At 72.4% G+C, this 15,393-nt stretch carries 12 protein-coding genes and 1 other RNA gene; 11 read left to right on the top strand and 2 right to left on the bottom strand.

All coding sequences use genetic code 11. The features are described from left to right. Positions 1–386: 386 nt before the first annotated feature. The 4 genes from AB0I22_RS37520 to AB0I22_RS37505 all read left to right on the top strand — a co-directional run bounded on the left by AB0I22_RS37520 (position 387) and on the right by AB0I22_RS37505 (position 5,942). Positions 387–2,171: a serine/threonine-protein kinase gene (locus AB0I22_RS37520; protein WP_363135515.1), complete on the top strand. Its 1,785-nt coding sequence runs from the start codon at positions 387–389 to the stop codon at positions 2,169–2,171. Between the two features lie 206 nt (positions 2,172–2,377). Beyond that, positions 2,378–3,628 (top strand): serine/threonine-protein kinase, encoded by a 1,251-nt coding sequence (locus AB0I22_RS37515; protein ID WP_363135514.1) that lies wholly within the window; start codon positions 2,378–2,380, stop codon positions 3,626–3,628. Between the two features lie 119 nt (positions 3,629–3,747). Then, the gene (gene prfB / locus AB0I22_RS37510; RefSeq protein WP_363135513.1) at positions 3,748–4,854 is read left to right on the top strand and encodes a peptide chain release factor 2; all 1,107 of its coding nucleotides are present in this window, start codon (positions 3,748–3,750) and stop codon (positions 4,852–4,854) included. 332 nt (positions 4,855–5,186) lie between these two features. Further along, on the top strand, positions 5,187–5,942 hold the full coding sequence (locus tag AB0I22_RS37505; RefSeq protein WP_363135512.1) for a PT domain-containing protein: 756 nt from the start codon (positions 5,187–5,189) through the stop codon (positions 5,940–5,942). Positions 5,943–6,241: 299 nt separating this feature from the next. On the opposite strand, the gene AB0I22_RS37500 is transcribed toward AB0I22_RS37505, so the two are convergent. Beyond that, positions 6,242–6,436, bottom strand: a complete 195-nt coding sequence (locus AB0I22_RS37500; protein WP_363135511.1) for a hypothetical protein — start codon at positions 6,434–6,436, stop codon at positions 6,242–6,244. Between the two features lie 299 nt (positions 6,437–6,735). Between AB0I22_RS37500 and ftsE the strand changes: the two genes are divergently transcribed. The 6 genes from ftsE (at position 6,736) to AB0I22_RS37470 (ending at position 12,242) form a co-directional block, all read left to right on the top strand. Further along, positions 6,736–7,425 carry a cell division ATP-binding protein FtsE gene (gene ftsE, locus AB0I22_RS37495; RefSeq protein ID WP_363135510.1) on the top strand — a complete coding sequence of 230 codons (690 nt, stop codon included), beginning with the start codon at positions 6,736–6,738 and terminating at the stop codon, positions 7,423–7,425. Between the two features lie 9 nt (positions 7,426–7,434). Then, positions 7,435–8,346 (top strand): permease-like cell division protein FtsX, encoded by a 912-nt coding sequence (gene ftsX / locus AB0I22_RS37490; RefSeq protein ID WP_363135509.1) that lies wholly within the window; start codon positions 7,435–7,437, stop codon positions 8,344–8,346. A 67-nt stretch (positions 8,347–8,413) separates the two neighbouring features. Continuing rightward, on the top strand, positions 8,414–9,646 hold the full coding sequence (locus AB0I22_RS37485) for a S41 family peptidase (RefSeq protein WP_363135508.1): 1,233 nt from the start codon (positions 8,414–8,416) through the stop codon (positions 9,644–9,646). Positions 9,647–9,664: 18 nt separating this feature from the next. Next, positions 9,665–10,159 (top strand): SsrA-binding protein SmpB, encoded by a 495-nt coding sequence (gene smpB, locus AB0I22_RS37480; protein ID WP_363135507.1) that lies wholly within the window; start codon positions 9,665–9,667, stop codon positions 10,157–10,159. 178 nt (positions 10,160–10,337) lie between these two features. Further along, positions 10,338–10,708, top strand: a transfer-messenger RNA (tmRNA) gene (gene ssrA, locus AB0I22_RS37475). A gap of 139 nt (positions 10,709–10,847) precedes the next feature. Beyond that, positions 10,848–12,242 carry a hypothetical protein gene (locus AB0I22_RS37470; protein ID WP_363135506.1) on the top strand — a complete coding sequence of 465 codons (1,395 nt, stop codon included), beginning with the start codon at positions 10,848–10,850 and terminating at the stop codon, positions 12,240–12,242. Between the two features lie 51 nt (positions 12,243–12,293). Here the strand turns inward: AB0I22_RS37470 and AB0I22_RS37465 are convergent, their stop codons facing one another. After that, positions 12,294–13,172: an alpha/beta hydrolase gene (locus AB0I22_RS37465; protein WP_363135505.1), complete on the bottom strand. Its 879-nt coding sequence runs from the start codon at positions 13,170–13,172 to the stop codon at positions 12,294–12,296. Between the two features lie 110 nt (positions 13,173–13,282). Here AB0I22_RS37465 and AB0I22_RS37460 point away from each other — a divergent pair, with 110 nt between their 5' ends. Then, positions 13,283–15,220, top strand: a complete 1,938-nt coding sequence (locus tag AB0I22_RS37460; protein ID WP_363135504.1) for an AfsR/SARP family transcriptional regulator — start codon at positions 13,283–13,285, stop codon at positions 15,218–15,220. Positions 15,221–15,393 lie beyond the last annotated feature (173 nt).

Here is a 15,393-nt window from a genome sequence, read left to right as displayed (position 1 = left end):
CCTCCCCCCACCGTGCACGGGCGCGTCGGCACGTACAGGTCACCACGTTCGCGCGGAGCCCCCGCTCCCCAACCGCACCCGTGCTTGTGAGCATCCTCGCACCTGCCACCGACAACACGCCCGGCGACCGCCGCTTAATGATCTTGATTGGTCGGCTACGGGTGAAAAAGTGCCTGCTTGAGACCGCCGTTGATGGCCTTCTTGTAGTCACGGACCGGCCAAAGGACAGGGTGTGGCAACCATCTGTCCGGAACATGCGTCTTCCCCTTGAGCCCCACCGGATTTCACCGGCCGTCGGCCTCCGAGTCGGCACTAGAGTAGGGCCGAAGGCCGGGTATCCACAGGCCACGACCAGCTCGGATCAGGATCGACCAGGGAGCGCAGACGTGCGGCCGGTAGGCAGCAAGTACCTGCTTGAGGAGCCGCTCGGACGCGGCGCCACAGGCACCGTCTGGCGGGCCAGCCAGCGCGAGACGGCGGGCGCCGAGGCAGCTGTGGCCGGGCAGCCCGGAGAGACCGTCGCCATCAAGGTGCTCAAGGAGGAGCTCGCGAACGACGCGGACGTCGTCATGCGCTTCCTGCGCGAGCGCTCCGTGCTGCTGCGGCTCACCCACCCCAACATCGTCCGCACCCGCGACCTCGTCGTCGAGGGCGATCTGCTCGCCCTCGTCATGGACCTGGTGGACGGCCCGGACCTGCACCGCTATCTGCGGGACAACGGCCCCTTCACCCCCGTCGGCGCGGCCCTGCTGACCGCCCAGATCGCCGACGCGCTCGCCGCCAGCCACGCCGACGGCGTCGTGCACCGCGACCTGAAGCCCGCCAACGTCCTGCTCGCGGGCGCGGGCGGGCAGGCCGACGGCCAGATGCACCCGATGCTCACCGACTTCGGCATCGCGCGGCTCGCCGACTCCCCGGGGCTGACCCGCACCCACGAGTTCGTCGGCACCCCCGCGTACGTCGCGCCGGAGTCCGCCGAGGGGCAGCCGCAGACCTCCGCCGTGGACATCTACGGCGCGGGAATCCTGCTGTACGAACTGGTCACCGGCCGCCCGCCGTTCGCGGGCGCCACCGCGCTGGAGGTGCTGCACCGCCACCTCAGCGAGGAGCCGCGCCGCCCCACCACCGTCCCCGAACCGCTGTGGACGGTCATCGAACGCTGCCTGCGCAAGCGCCCGGAGGAACGGCCCAGCGCCGAGAACCTGGCCCGCGCGCTGCGCGTCGTGGCCTCGGGCGTCGGCGTGCACGCCAGCGCGGCGCAGGCCGAGGCCGCCCTCGGCGTCGCCGCGCTGCTCGGCCCCGAGCGGGACCCCGCCACCGTGCCGGGCACCGGCGGCGCCGCGGACCCCACCCAGGTCCTGCCGTCCAACGCCGGTTCGTACGACCCCAACGGCGCCACCAGCGTCATGCAGAGCACCGGCCAGAACCCCGCCGGGCCGAACGCCGACCCGACCCAGGTGATGAACTCGGGCGGCCCGGCCGGCCCCGACCCGACCCGCGCCATGCCGCCCGTACCGGACGAGCCCGACGGGCCGCACCCCTGGGAGAGCCAGCTCCGCGCGGCCCGCGACCGCAACGACCAGACCCAGGTGCGCTACCTCGACCCCAGCGAGGACCCGCTGCGCCGCCGCCCGCACCGCCCCGCCCCGCAGCAGCAGGGCTACGGGCAGCAGGGCTACGGCCCGGGGCCGGGCCAGGGCCAGGGCCAGCAGGGATACGGCCAGCAGGGCCCGTACGGGCAGCAGCAGGGTTACGGACAGCAGCAGGGCTACGGGCAGCAGGGACCGCCGCAGGGCCCGCCCCAGCGGCCCCAGCAGCGCCGCGGCCCGGCCCCGGCGCCGTACCAGCAGCCGCAGCACCAGCCCCAGCAGCAGCCGCGCTACCAGGAGCCCGCGCAGCCCCAGCGGTACGCGCCGCCGCCCGAGCCCGAGCCGCGCCGTGAGCCGCGCCAGCCCCGGCAGCGCAGCGCGAACCCGATGAAGATCCCCGGCCTCGGCTGCCTCAAGGGCTGCCTGTTCGTGATCGTCATCCTCGTCGTCGGCTCCTGGCTGGTCTGGGAGCTGACCCCGCTCAAGGACTGGGTGGCCGACGGCAAGAGCTTCTGGGACGCCACCTGGGACTGGTTCAACGACGCCAAGCACTGGATCTCGGGTCTGACCTCCGGCAAGTGACCCCCGGAAACTGTCTTCGGGCCGTCCGGCCCGTGCTCCGGCACGGGCCGGTCCAGCGGGCTCACTCTGGCGACAAGTCGACATCCGACGGGTGTTTTCTGCCGTAGAAGTGACGGTCGGCGTGGACCGGCAGCCTTACCATCCCCTCAGCCGCGTAGCTTTGTCGCCAACGCGCCCTGTCGGATGTCGGAGAAGTCGGAGTGGTCTTGGCACGGAAGATCGGCAGCCGGTACACCGCGAACCAGGTGCTCGGACGCGGCAGCGCCGGCACGGTATGGCTCGGCGAGGGGCCCGAGGGCCCGGTCGCCATCAAGCTCCTGCGCGAGGAGCTGGCCTCCGACCAGGAGCTCGTCGGCAGGTTCGTACAGGAGCGCGCCGCGCTGCTCAGCCTCGACCACCCGCACGTGGTCGGCGTCCGCGACCTCGTCGTCGACGGCAACGACCTGGCCCTGGTCATGGACCTCATCCGCGGCACGGACCTGCGCACCCGCCTCGACCGCGAGCGCCGCCTCGCGCCGGAGGCCGCCGTCGCCATCGTCGCGGACGTCGCCGACGGCCTCGCCGCTGCGCACGCCGCCGGGATCGTGCACCGCGACGTCAAGCCGGAGAACGTCCTGCTCGACATGCAGGGCGAGCTGGGCCCCGGCGGCGCGCACCCCGCGCTCCTCACCGACTTCGGCGTCGCCCGCCTCGTGGACGCGCCCCGGCACGCGCGCGCGACGCGCGTGATCGGCACGCCCGACTACCTCGCGCCCGAGATCATCGAGGGGCTGCCGCCGCGCGCCAGCGTCGACGTCTACGCGCTGGCCACGGTCCTGTACGAGCTGCTGGCGGGCTTCACGCCGTTCGGCGGCGGGCACCCGGGGGCCATCCTGCGGCGGCACGTCACCGAGACCGTCGCGCCGCTGCCCGGCATCCCCGACGAGCTGTGGCAGCTCATCGTGCAGTGCCTCGCCAAGGGGCCCGCCTCCCGGCTGCGCGCCCCGGAGCTCGCCGCCCGGCTGCGCGAACTGCTCCCGTCCCTGGCGGGCCACCCGCCGCTGGACATCGACGAGCCCGAGGTCGCCTCCGAGCGCCCCGCCGACGGCCCGGACCAGCCGCGCCCGGCGGCGGCGGAGCCGCGGGAGCCGGCGCGGCGGCGCGGCGCGGTCCCGCTGGTCCCGGGGACGGTCGCCGACTCCAACCGCGAGACGCACACCAGCATGCGGGTGCCCGGTCCCGACGAGCTCGCGGGCGGCGCCCACGGCACGGCCCGCTCGCCCCGCGCCGCGGGCGAGCGCCGTGCCGGCTCCGCCCGCCACCGCTCCGCCGCCGACATCCGCGCCCGCCGCCTCAAGCTGGGCGCCGCGGCGCTGGCGGCGGCGGTCGCGGCGGGGGTGGGCGGCTGGTTCGCGGTGGGCGGGGACGACGGCGGCGACGCGAAGCCGGGCGTCCACGGCACGTCCCCCACGCCGTAGCCCGCCGCCCGGTGGCCGCGGACGGGTTTTCCACAGCCCGCGGGCCCGGAATCCCGGGGTTCCCAAGGCCTGTGCGGCCGTACGGCAACGCGGGTCCGGATAGCCGTTAGGCTGGTGGCGTGGCAGTCGTCGATGTATCCGAAGAGCTGAAGTCCCTCTCCTCGACCATGGGGTCGATCGAGGCCGTCCTGGACCTCGACAAGATGAGGGCCGATGTCGCCGTCCTCGAAGAGCAGGCGGCGGCGCCGTCACTGTGGGACGACCCGGAGGCGGCGCAGAAGATCACCAGCAAGCTGTCCCACCTCCAGGCGGAGCTCCGCAAGGCGGAGGCGCTGCGGAGCCGTATCGACGACCTCGCGGTGCTCTTCGAGCTCGCCGAGGCCGAGGACGACGCGGACACGCTGGCCGAGGCCGAGACGGAGCTCGGCGCCGTGCGCAAGGCGCTCGACGAGATGGAGGTCCGTACGCTCCTCTCGGGCGAGTACGACTCCCGCGAGGCGGTCGTCAACATCCGCGCGGAGGCGGGCGGCGTCGACGCCGCCGACTTCGCCGAGCAGCTCCAGCGCATGTATCTGCGCTGGGCCGAGCGGCACGGCTACAAGACTGAGATCTACGAGACGTCGTACGCGGAAGAGGCCGGCATCAAGTCGACCACCTTCGCCGTCCAGGTGCCGTACGCCTACGGCACGCTCTCCGTCGAGCAGGGCACGCACCGCCTGGTGCGGATCTCGCCGTTCGACAACCAGGGCCGCCGCCAGACGTCCTTCGCGGGCGTCGAGGTGCTGCCGGTGGTCGAGCAGACCGACCACATCGAGATCGACGAGTCCGAGCTCCGCGTGGACGTCTACCGCTCCTCCGGCCCCGGCGGCCAGGGCGTCAACACCACCGACTCGGCGGTGCGCCTGACGCACATTCCGACCGGCATCGTCGTCTCCTGCCAGAACGAGCGCTCGCAGATCCAGAACAAGGCGACCGCGATGAACGTCCTCCAGGCCAAGCTCCTTGAGCGCCGCCGCCAGGAGGAGCAGGAGAAGATGAACGCGCTCAAGGGCGACGGCGGCAACTCCTGGGGCAACCAGATGCGTTCGTACGTCCTGCACCCCTACCAGATGGTCAAGGACCTGCGGACCGAGTTCGAGGTCGGCAACCCCTCCTCCGTGCTCGACGGCGACATCGACGGCTTCCTGGAGGCCGGTATCCGCTGGCGCAAGCAGCAGGAGAAGTAGGCCGGTTGGGCCCGGCGGGCCCATGGGCCCGCCGCGTGGGACGTGACGCGCGGGCATCGTGGGGGCGTGGCGCGGGATGTGACGTGGTCACAGCTCTGTGTCCATGCGCCGGTCAAGTTGCGATATTTCGGACATCTTGCCCGTAACTCCCTTGACGTTGCCCTTAAAACTGGACAAGCTGGCGCGCGGCATGCGTATCACTGGGGCGCGTGTGAACGGGGGGAAGCGGGCGTACCGGCGAGGCCGGACCCGCGGAACGCGACCCCGATACCGCCGCGGCCCCGTGCATAGCTGCTCCACATACGAGATCAGCTACTGGGGGTAGCAGGCAGATGACCAAGAAGACGCGGCTGCGCGTTGCACGGATAGCCGCCGGCGCGGTGATTGCCGCCGGTGCTTCCCTGACCGCCGCGGGCGCCGCCTCGGCCGCCGGCATCGACGTCAACATCGGTGGCGTCGGCGTCCAGGCCGGCGCGGACGACCAGGGCGTGCACGCCGGCCTGGGCCTCGGTGACGAGGACCCGACCGGCGACCCGACGAAGGACCCGACGAAGGACCCGACGGACGGCCCGACCTCGATCCCCACCGGGGACCCGACGGGCGAGCCCACTCACGAGCCCACGCACGAACCGACCGGCGACCCCACGGGCCAGCCCACCGGTGACCCCACGGGTCAGCCCACCGGCGACCCGACGGGCGACCCCACGGGCGAGCCGACCGGCCAGCCCACTCACCAGCCCACCGGGCAGCCGACGGGCCAGCCCACCACCGGCCCCTCCGACCGGCCCACCACCCCCGGCGGCGGCGACCACAGCGGCCAGGGCGGCGACCACGGCAGCCAGGCCGGCGGCGGCAACGCCACCACCTGCCCGGTCGACATCGACAGCGCGAACTGCGTCGACAACAACACCAACCCGGACAGCGCGGGCTCCCAGCCGGTCGCGCAGTCGAAGGCCAAGGAAGAGCTGGCCGAGACCGGTGCCGGTCAGACCACCTTCCTGCTGGTCGGCGCCGCCACGATGATCGCCGGCGGCATCGGCTTCCGCGTGATGCCGCGCCTGGTCGGCAACCGCCACACGGCCGCCTGACCCACGAGGCGACCCGGGCCGGGCCCGTCGGCTCCGAGAGGCGTCCGACGGTCCGGCCCCACCGCGGCGGCACGGCGGCGTCCGCGCCCACGGGCCCGTACGGGGGTCTGAGGGCGGGGGCGGCGGGCGTGAGGCCCGGTCGGCTCGGAGGGTGCGACCGGCTCCGGCCGTAGCGCGGCTGTGAGGACCGGTTGGACCGTCAGGAATCAGCGAGGGGCCCGGAAGCGCTCATCAAGCGCTTCCGGGCCCCTCGTGCGTCTGCGTGGCCGAGCGCGCGGAGCGCCCCGGCCGTGGTCGTGTCACGTGGCGAAGCCGTGCGCGAGCAGCGCCACCGCTATCAGCGCCACCAGCAGCGCGATGAGCGCGGCCGGCGTCAGTCCGGCGAAGACGCCGTCCTGCTGCTGGAGGCGCTCCCGGCTCGCCCGGCACACGGAGCAGCGGCCCTCGCTCACGGGGGCCGCGCAGTTGGCGCACACCAGTCGGTCGCATGTCATGCGATTTCCTCCTCCGGTACGTCCAACGAGAGGGATCGCCCAGTCGTTCCCCCTACCACTACTGTGCCAGCTTCCGTCGCGTTCGGCGCGACCGAGGGTCGCTGGGCCGGAATGATGGGATTTTGCATGGAGGTGTCCCCGATGGTGTCGCGGCCGAACTGCCAAGGGCGGCTCAAGACGGCCCCAAGAACGGACGCCGACTGCGCGCGTGCGCGTGGTTCGCGTATGGTCACGCACACCGACGGGAGCCGCAACCGCAGCGTCCCGTACCCCTATCCAGGTCGACGCGTGGTGCATTCGTGATCCGATTCGACAACGTCTCCAAGTCCTACCCGAAGCAGAACAGTCCCGCTCTGCGGGACGTCTCGCTTGAGATCGAGAAAGGCGAGTTCGTCTTCCTCGTCGGTTCTTCGGGTTCCGGCAAGTCCACTTTCCTGCGGCTGCTGCTGCGCGAGGAGCGTGCCAGCCACGGCCAGGTGCACGTGCTGGGCAAGGACCTCGCCCGGCTCTCCAACTGGAAGATCCCGCAGATGCGTCGCCAGCTGGGCACCATCTTCCAGGACTTCCGCCTGCTCCCGAACAAGACGGTCGGGCAGAACGTCGCCTTCGCACTGGAGGTCATCGGCAAGCCCCGCGGCGAGATCCGCAAGGGCGTGCCCCAGGTCCTCGACCTGGTCGGCCTCGGCGGCAAGGAGGAGCGGATGCCCGGCGAGCTGTCCGGCGGTGAGCAGCAGCGCGTCGCGATCGCCCGCGCGTTCGTCAACCGCCCGATGCTGCTGATCGCGGACGAGCCGACCGGCAACCTCGACCCGCAGACCTCCGTGGGCATCATGAAGCTGCTGGACCGGATCAACCGGACCGGGACCACAGTGATCATGGCCACCCACGACCAGCAGATCGTCGACCAGATGCGCAAGCGCGTCATCGAACTAGAGAAGGGCCGTCTCGTACGCGACCAGTCGCGCGGCGTGTACGGCTACCAGCACTGAAAGGACGCCATGCGCGCCCAGTTCGTCCTGTCGGAGATCGGCGTGGGTCTCCGCCGAAATCTGACGATGACTTTCGCGGTGATCGTCTCGGTCGCTCTCTCGCTCGCCCTCTTCGGCGGGTCGCTGCTCATGCGTCAGCAGGTCAGCACGATGAAGGGCTACTGGTACGACAAGGTCAACGTCTCGATCTTCCTCTGCGGCAAGAACGACGTGGGTTCCGACCCCGCCTGTGTCAAAGGCGCGGCGACCGAGGACCAGAAGAAGCAGATCAAGTCCGACCTCAGCGGTATGGGCCTCGTCGAGAACGTCCAGTTCGAGACGGCGGACGAGGCGTACCAGCACTACAAGCAGCAGTTCGGCGGCACCCCGGTCGCCGGGTCCGTGACCGCGGACCAGATGCAGGAGTCCTTCCGCATCAAGCTCAAGGACCCCACCAAGTACAAGGTCATCTCCAGCGCCTTCGCCGACCGCGCCGGTGTGCAGTCGGTACAGGACCAACGGTCCACCCTGGAGGGGCTCTTCAACCTGCTCAACGGCATGAACTACGCGGCGCTCGGCGTGATGCTGCTGATGCTCATCGTGGCGCTGATGCTGATCGTGAACACGGTCCGCGTCTCCGCGTTCAGCCGCAGACGAGAGACCGGCATCATGCGGCTGGTCGGCGCGTCCAGTTTCTACATCCAGATGCCGTTCATCATGGAGGCCGCGTTCGCGGGGCTGCTCGGCGCGGGCTTCGCGTGCGTACTGCTCGTCTGCGGCCAGTACTTCCTGGTGAACAACTGGCTCGTGCACCATGTCACGGTGATTCAGTTCATCGGCTGGGACGCGGTGCTGGCGAAGCTGCCGCTGGTGCTCGCCATCGGACTGCTGATGCCCGCCGTGGCGGCCTTCGCGGCCCTGCGGAAGTACCTCAAGGTGTGACATAGCGACAGGGCGCCGTACGGATGAGTCTCCGTACGGCGCCTTCTTGTGTCCTAGACTCACGCGCATGTCCGGCCCGTCGATGCCCGCCCGGCTCCACCGCCACCGCCGAGCGGCCGCGCTGACATTGGTCTTCGCGAGCGTGCTGGCGACGGGTGCCGCCGCCGGTTCGTGGTCCGGCGACAGGCAGAACGTCCGGAACACCGCCTCTGCGCCGACGTCCGCCCGGCAGGCGGGGTCGGTCGACCGCGACCAGCTCGCCGACGCCGCCGCGAAGGCGGCCGAGGACGGCAAGTCCGGCGCGGACGCGGCCGGGGCCGTGGTGAGCCGCAGCGGCGACCGGTGGGCCGCCGTCTACAGCGCCCGCGAGTACGAGGGCCTCCAGCAGACGCTCGACGGCCGGTACGTCGGCGTCGGCCTCTGGGTCCGCACCGGCGCGGGCGGCCGGATCGAGGTCGACCGGGTGCAGCCCGGCAGCCCCGCCGCGCGCTCCGGACTGCGCGCCGGGGACCGGCTCACCGGCGTCGACGGCACGCGCGTCGAGGGCCGCCCCGTCACCGAGGTCGTCGCCCTGCTGCGGGGCGCGGACGCCGGGGACGGCGGTACGGACCGTACGGACGGGGGCCGGGCGACGGGCGCCGCCGCCGGTACGCCCGTACGGCTGGGCCTCCGGCGCGGCGGGCACGACTGGGACCTGAGCCTGCGCCGGGCGCGGCTCGCCACCGAGAACGTCACCGTGGACCGGCTCCACGACGGCCCCACCGCCACCACTCGCATCAAGGTCGTCTCCTTCACCAAGGGCACCGGCGAGCAGGTGCGTCGGGCCGTGCGCGACGCACCCCGGAGCGACGGCATCCTGCTGGACCTGCGCGCCAACTCCGGCGGTCTGGTGGCCGAGGCCGTCGCCGCCTCCGCCGCCTTCCTCGACGGCGGCCTCGTCGCCACGTACGACGTGCACGGCGCCCAGCGCGCCCTGTCCGCCGACCCCGGCGGCGACACCGCGCGCCCGCTCGCGGTCCTGGTGGACGGCGGCACCATGAGCGCCGCCGAGCTGCTGACCGGCGCGCTCCAGGACCGCGGCCGGGCGGTCGTCGTCGGCACGCGCACCTTCGGCAAGGGGTCGGTCCAGCTCCCCAGTGAGCTGCCGGACGGTTCGGTCGCCGAGCTGACGGTGGGCCACTACAGCACCCCCGCCGGCCGGGCCGTGGACGGCGCGGGCATCACCCCGGACCTGGCCGCCGGCGGCGACGCGGAGCAGCGGGCCCGCACAGTATTGAGTGGCCTCGGGGGTGGGGCCTGATGCGAGAATGGCGGCGTTATGGCTAAAGACAAGGCTAAAGACAAGAGCGGTCGCAAACTCATCGCGCAGAACAAGAAGGCGCGGCACGACTACCTGATCCTGGATACGTACGAGTGCGGCATGGTGCTGACCGGCACCGAGGTGAAGTCGCTCCGCCAGGGCCGCGCGTCGCTGGTCGACGGCTTCGCGCAGCTCGACGGCGGCGAGGCGTGGCTGCACAACGTGCACATCCCGGAGTACGCGCAGGGGACGTGGACGAACCACAGCGCTCGCCGCAAGCGCAAGCTGCTGCTGCACCGGGTCGAGATCGAGAAGCTGGTGCACAAGACGCAGGAGAGCGGGCACACGCTCGTACCGCTGGCCCTGTACTTCAAGGACGGCCGGGCCAAGGTCGAGATCGCGCTCGCCAAGGGCAAGAAGGAGTACGACAAGCGGCAGACGCTCCGCGAGAAGCAGGACCGGCGCGAGTCGGACCGCGCCATCTCGGCGGCGCGCAGGCGGCAGCGGGCCTGACGGCGGCCCGTACGGTCGCGGTGGCCTGCACGGTCGCGGTGGTCCGTGCCTCCTCGGCGGGCCTCGGCGGGCCTCGGCGGGCAGGAATACGCTGGCCCCGTCGTGCGTTGGTCACGTATGATGGCCGTGCATCCCAGGGGATACCCGAGGGATGTGCGGAAAATTGATAAATCAACATGGGGATGATCGGTTTCGACAGCGGTTGTCGAAGCAGGGGAAGCGAGTCGAGGAAGCGGCAATGATCTCGTTAACCATATGTCGCAAAAAATAATCGCCAACACCAAGCGCGATTCCTTCGCCCTCGCTGCCTAAGTAGCGACTTGCGAAGTGTCAGCCCGGGGATTGTTCCCGACCCGGATCCTGGCATCAGCTAGGGAACTAAACCACTAGGACCGGCCACGGGGCCTAGTGGGAAATCAAACAGTGGCTGAGCCCGTCGGAGACTTGTCCGTGTGATCTCCGGGGCCGAGAAAATCGCAGCGGACTGCACTCGGAGAAGCCCTGTTTCCGCACCGTTGGACGCGGGTTCGATTCCCGCCATCTCCACTCATCCCATGTGCGGCCCAGGCCCCACTGCCCCAGCGGCGGTGGGGCCTTTGTCGTCGTTGTCCGGCCGCGGGGAACCAGCCGGAGCTTCTCACCCTCTTCTCTACAGGAGTGGGGTGACGCTGTGAGTCGGATGGATCGCATGGGTCAGACGAAGCGAGCACGGGCGGCGGTGGCCGTGGTGTGCGTGGGAATCCTGGGATGGGGCGCCGCGAGCGGAACCGCGGCAGCCACCGCCGGGCACCACACCGGGCGCCCGGCCGGGCACCATGACGCCGGACATCACGACACCGGACACCACACCGGCCATACGGCCCCTGCCGGGCACGCCACGCCTTCCGCGCACCCGGCCCCCACCGGTCACTCCAAGCCCACCGGCCATTCCAAGACCACCGGCCACACCAAGCCTCCCCGGCACACCGCTTCTTCTTCCCGGCACGCCGTACGGGTCGAGGTGAACGGTTCCTTCGACGCGCGGCCGGGCGAGATCGTCGACCTCGTCGTGACCGGGCTCCCGGCCGCCGGAGCCGGTGCGGCCGGGGGCGGCGCGGCCGTCCGTGCCGTCGTCGTCACCTCCCCGGTCTTCCCGCGCCCGGTCCGGCTCTCGCTCGCCGTCGAGGGCGGGCAGTCGCGGTACGCCGCGCACGAGGCCGTCTCCCTCACCGCGAAGGCCGGCCGCCACCCCGTGCGCGTCGCGGTCGACGGCCGGGTCGTGGGCCACGGCCGCGTACGGACCGTGGCCGCCAAGCGCCCCGAGTTCAGGGTCGTGGCGGACCGTACGGGCGCCCGCCCCGGCGAGCGCGTCGGGCTCTCCTTCGACGACCTCTATCCGGGCGAGCAGGGCACCTCCTTCACCGTGCGGTCGCGTGCGTTCCGCGCGCCGGTCCAACTGCGGCACGACACGGGCGGCCTGGACTGGAACAACCCGCGCATGTTCACGGCAGCGCCCCAACTGCCTCTGAACGTCGCGGACGGCACGTACGAGGCCGTGCTGACCGGCCCCGACGGGCGGCGCGTCGCCGCGCGGCGGTTCATGGTCCGCGCGGCCCGCCCCGGTGACAGCGACTACGTCGGCAAGGGCCACGGCCCCGCCTTCTTCGACCGGACCAGCCGGCCGGAGGCCGCCACCACCGGCCGGTTCCGGGTCGAGGCGGGCGGCACCGTCAGGGTGCTGTGGAGCGACGTGGACCCGGATGCGGGGGAGGAGGAGCGGCTGACGGCGGTCTCGGCGGCGTTCGACGCGCCCGTACCGCTGCGGCGCGACGACAGCAAGGCCGCCGACGGCGACGATCCGCGCTTCTACGGCCCCGCCCGCATCCGGAACGACGTGCGGCCCGGCAGCTACCCCGTCACGGTCGTCAGCCACCACGGCCGCGTGAAGAAGACCGGGCACGTGCTCGTCACCCAGGCGGACGGCGCGGGCGGCGGGCCGGGCAGCGGCCTGCTGCTGACGGGAGCGGGCGCGGGCGTGGCGGCGCTGGCCGCCGTCGGCGGCGCGATGGGCTTCCGGCGGCGGCAGCGGGCCCGTACGAACTGACCCGGCTCGCCGACCGTCCGTGGCCCGGTCGGCGAGTCGGGAGCAGGGGGCTCAGCGGGCCAGCAGGTCCTGGATCGCCGCCGTGATCTCCTCGGGCGCCTCCTCGGCCATGAAGTGCCCCGCTCGGGTCAGCCGGTGGTCCAGGTTCGGCGCCCACGCCTTCCATACCGCGGCGGCGTCGTAGCCGAGCTGCGTGCCCCAGTCCTGCTGGATGACCGTGACGGGCATGGCCAGCTGCGACCCGGCGTCCAGGTCCGCTTGGTCGTGTGTGACGTCGATGCCCGCCGAGGCCCGGTAGTCCGCGACGATCGACGTCACCGCCTCGGCGCTCGCCCGCAGGTACTCGGCACGGACGTCCTCCGGCATGGCGGTCGGGTCGTTGGCCCAGGCGTCGAGGAACGAGCCGAAGAACGTGTCCGCGCTGTTGGTGATCATCGCCTCCGGCAGGCCCGGCGGCTGCGCCATGAGGAAGAGGTGGTAGCCGACCGCCGCCGAGGCGCCGTGCAGGACGTTCCACATGTCGAGCGTCGGCACGATGTCGAGGATGCCCAGGTGCGTGATGGTCTCGGGGTGGTCCAGCCCCGCCCGGAAGGCGACCAGGGCGCCCCGGTCGTGGCCGACGAGGGCGAAGCGCTCGTGGCCGAGGGCCGCCGCCAGGGCGACGACGTCGGCGGCCATGGTGCGTTTGGCGTACACGTCGGGGTCGATGGCCGCCGGCTTGTCGCTGGCGCCGTAGCCCCGCAGGTCGGGACAGATCACCGTGTGCGTTTCGGCGAGCCGTTCGGCGACGTGTCGCCACATCAGGTGGGTCTGGGGGAAACCGTGCAGCAGCACGACCGGGCTGCCGCTGCCGCCGACAGCGGCGGTCAGCTCCACGCCGTTCGCGCCGGGCAGGCGGATGTGATCGAAGCCGGGAATGGTGAGCGTCATGAGTGGCCGTCTTTCGGGTGGGGGACTGACTGGATCAGCTTGGGCGACGGCGATCAGCAGCCGATCAGTACGGTTGGGCGCGGCCGACTCCTGGCGCGGAGGATGGGGGCATGCGAATCGACGTGCTCGGTGCCGTGCGGGCCTTCCGCGACGACGGCAGTCCGGTTGACCTGGGCGGACCCCGCCATCGTGAGGTGCTCGCCCGGCTCGTCGCCGCCGAGGGGCGGATGGTCACCACCGACACCCTTGTCGACGACCTGTGGACCGATCCGCCGGCCCGCGCCGTGGGCGCTTTGCGTACGTTCGTCGCCGCGCTGCGCCGCGCCCTCGAACCCGACCGGCCGCCCCGCGATCCGCCGCGCGTACTCGTCACCGAAGGTCCCGGCTACGCGCTGCGCCTGCCGCGCGAGGAAGTGGACGTCCATCGGTTCGAGGACACCCTGGCCCGCGCCCGGCGCGACCCCGACGCGGTGACCGACCTCGGCACGGTACTCGCGGACTGGCGTGGACCCGCCTACGCCGATGTGCCCGGCTCCGCATGGGCGCAGCGCGAGCGGATCCGGCTGGAGGAGCTGAGGCTGGAGGGGGTGGAACTGCGCGCCCGCAGCCTCCTCGACTCCGGGGAAGGGGCCGATCTCGTCGCCGAACTGGGCGCCCATGTCGCCGAACATCCGTGGCGCGAGCCGGCCTGGGGGCTGCTTGCCCGCGCGCTGTACCGCGCGGGCCGCCAGGCCGACGCGCTGGCCGCCCTCCGCCGTGCCCGCGCGATGCTCGTCGATCAACTCGGCCTCGACCCCGGTGCCGACCTCCAACGCCTGGAGACGGACATCCTCAACGGTTCCGTGCCTCCCGAAGGCGCACGTACCGCGTGGACCGGCCATGGTGTCCGGCTCGGCCCGCGCACCACCGTGGATCTGGCCCGCACCCTCGCACTGGCGGGCGGCGACGCCCTCGTCCACTCGCGGCGCGACCGCCTCGCCGCCGTCCAGGCGGCGGAACGCACGGGAGACCTCTCCCTGACCGCCCGGATCATCGGCGCCTATGACGTGCCCGCCATCTGGAGCCGGGCCGACGACCCCGAGCAGTCCCGCGCCGTCGTCGCGGCTGCCGAGCGCACGCTCACCGCGCTCGGTCCCGACGGCCCCGCCGACCTGCGCGCCCGCCTCCTGGCCACGATCGCCGTCGAGAGCCGCAGCGCCGATCTGTCCGGGACCGAGCTGGAGCGCGCGGGGCAGGCGGCACGGCAGGCCGAGGCGCTGGCACGGGACCTGGCCGATCCCGCCCTGCTGGCCTTCGCCCTCAACGGGGTGTTTTTGCAGTCCTTCACCCGCCCCGGGCTCGCGGCGGTACGGGACCGGATCGGTGCCGAGATCATCGACCTGGCCACCCGGCACGAGCTGCCGAACTTCGCCGTACTCGGCCGACTCGTCCGCCTGCAATCGGCCTCGGCCCTCGGCGACCTCGACGCCGCGGCCTCGCACGCCGAGGCCGCCGAACAGCTCGCCGCCACCACCGAGGCGCCCCTCGTCTCCGTCCTCACCGGGTGGTTCCGGGCCCGGGCCACGGCCGCCCGCAGCGCCGAACCCGGCGGACCGACGGCGGCCATGGCCGCAGCCCACTACCGCGCCGCCGAGGACGCCCTCCAGACGGCCGGAATGCCGGGGCTGCACGGGGGCCTGTTCCCGCTCGCCCTACTGGGGCTGCGCCTGCTGCACGACCGGCCCGCGCCCATCGACCCGCACCTTGACTGGGGCTCGTACCGCCCCTGGGCGCGCCCCCTGGTGCTGCTCGCCCAGGACCGGGTCGAGGAGGCCCGTGCCGCCCTCGCCTCGGTGCCCGAACCACCGCGTGACCACATGCAGGAGGCGCTGTGGTGCCTGACCGCCCGCGCCGCCGTACGCCTCGGCGAGCGCGGAATCGCCGCCCGCGCCGAGGCCGCCCTGCGCGATGCCCGTGCCGAACACGCCGGCGCCGCCAGCGGAATGCTGACCCTGGGCCCGGTGGCGCGCTACCTGGCCGAGGCGGAGGCATGCGCCGGAGCGGGGTGACAACTGCCCCAAGTGCGAAGTCCCCGCCGGGAGTCCGTGCCGCACCCGGGCCGCCAAGACCGCGGTGAAGTGCCACACCTAGACGAGTTATTCCGAATGCTGACGGTGTGTCCGGGAACGCAGACAGGGCGTCCAAGATCGTTGTGTGACGAACAACCTGGACGCCCTGCTGA

The sequence above is a fragment of the Streptomyces sp. NPDC050610 genome (assembly GCF_040654875.1).
Lineage (GTDB): Bacteria > Actinomycetota > Actinomycetes > Streptomycetales > Streptomycetaceae > Streptomyces.
This window is presented reverse-complemented; position numbering and strand designations above follow the sequence as displayed.

Coding starts and splice junctions, on each gene's coding strand:
- AB0I22_RS37505 (WP_363135512.1), top strand. CDS start 5,187: ATGACCAAGAAGACGCGGCTGCGCGTTGCACGGATAGCCGCCGGCGCG.
- AB0I22_RS37500 (WP_363135511.1), bottom strand. CDS start 6,436: ATGACATGCGACCGACTGGTGTGCGCCAACTGCGCGGCCCCCGTGAGC.
- ftsX (WP_363135509.1), top strand. CDS start 7,435: ATGCGCGCCCAGTTCGTCCTGTCGGAGATCGGCGTGGGTCTCCGCCGA.
- AB0I22_RS37485 (WP_363135508.1), top strand. CDS start 8,414: ATGTCCGGCCCGTCGATGCCCGCCCGGCTCCACCGCCACCGCCGAGCG.
- smpB (WP_363135507.1), top strand. CDS start 9,665: ATGGCTAAAGACAAGGCTAAAGACAAGAGCGGTCGCAAACTCATCGCG.
- AB0I22_RS37470 (WP_363135506.1), top strand. CDS start 10,848: ATGGGTCAGACGAAGCGAGCACGGGCGGCGGTGGCCGTGGTGTGCGTG.
- AB0I22_RS37465 (WP_363135505.1), bottom strand. CDS start 13,172: ATGACGCTCACCATTCCCGGCTTCGATCACATCCGCCTGCCCGGCGCG.
- AB0I22_RS37460 (WP_363135504.1), top strand. CDS start 13,283: ATGCGAATCGACGTGCTCGGTGCCGTGCGGGCCTTCCGCGACGACGGC.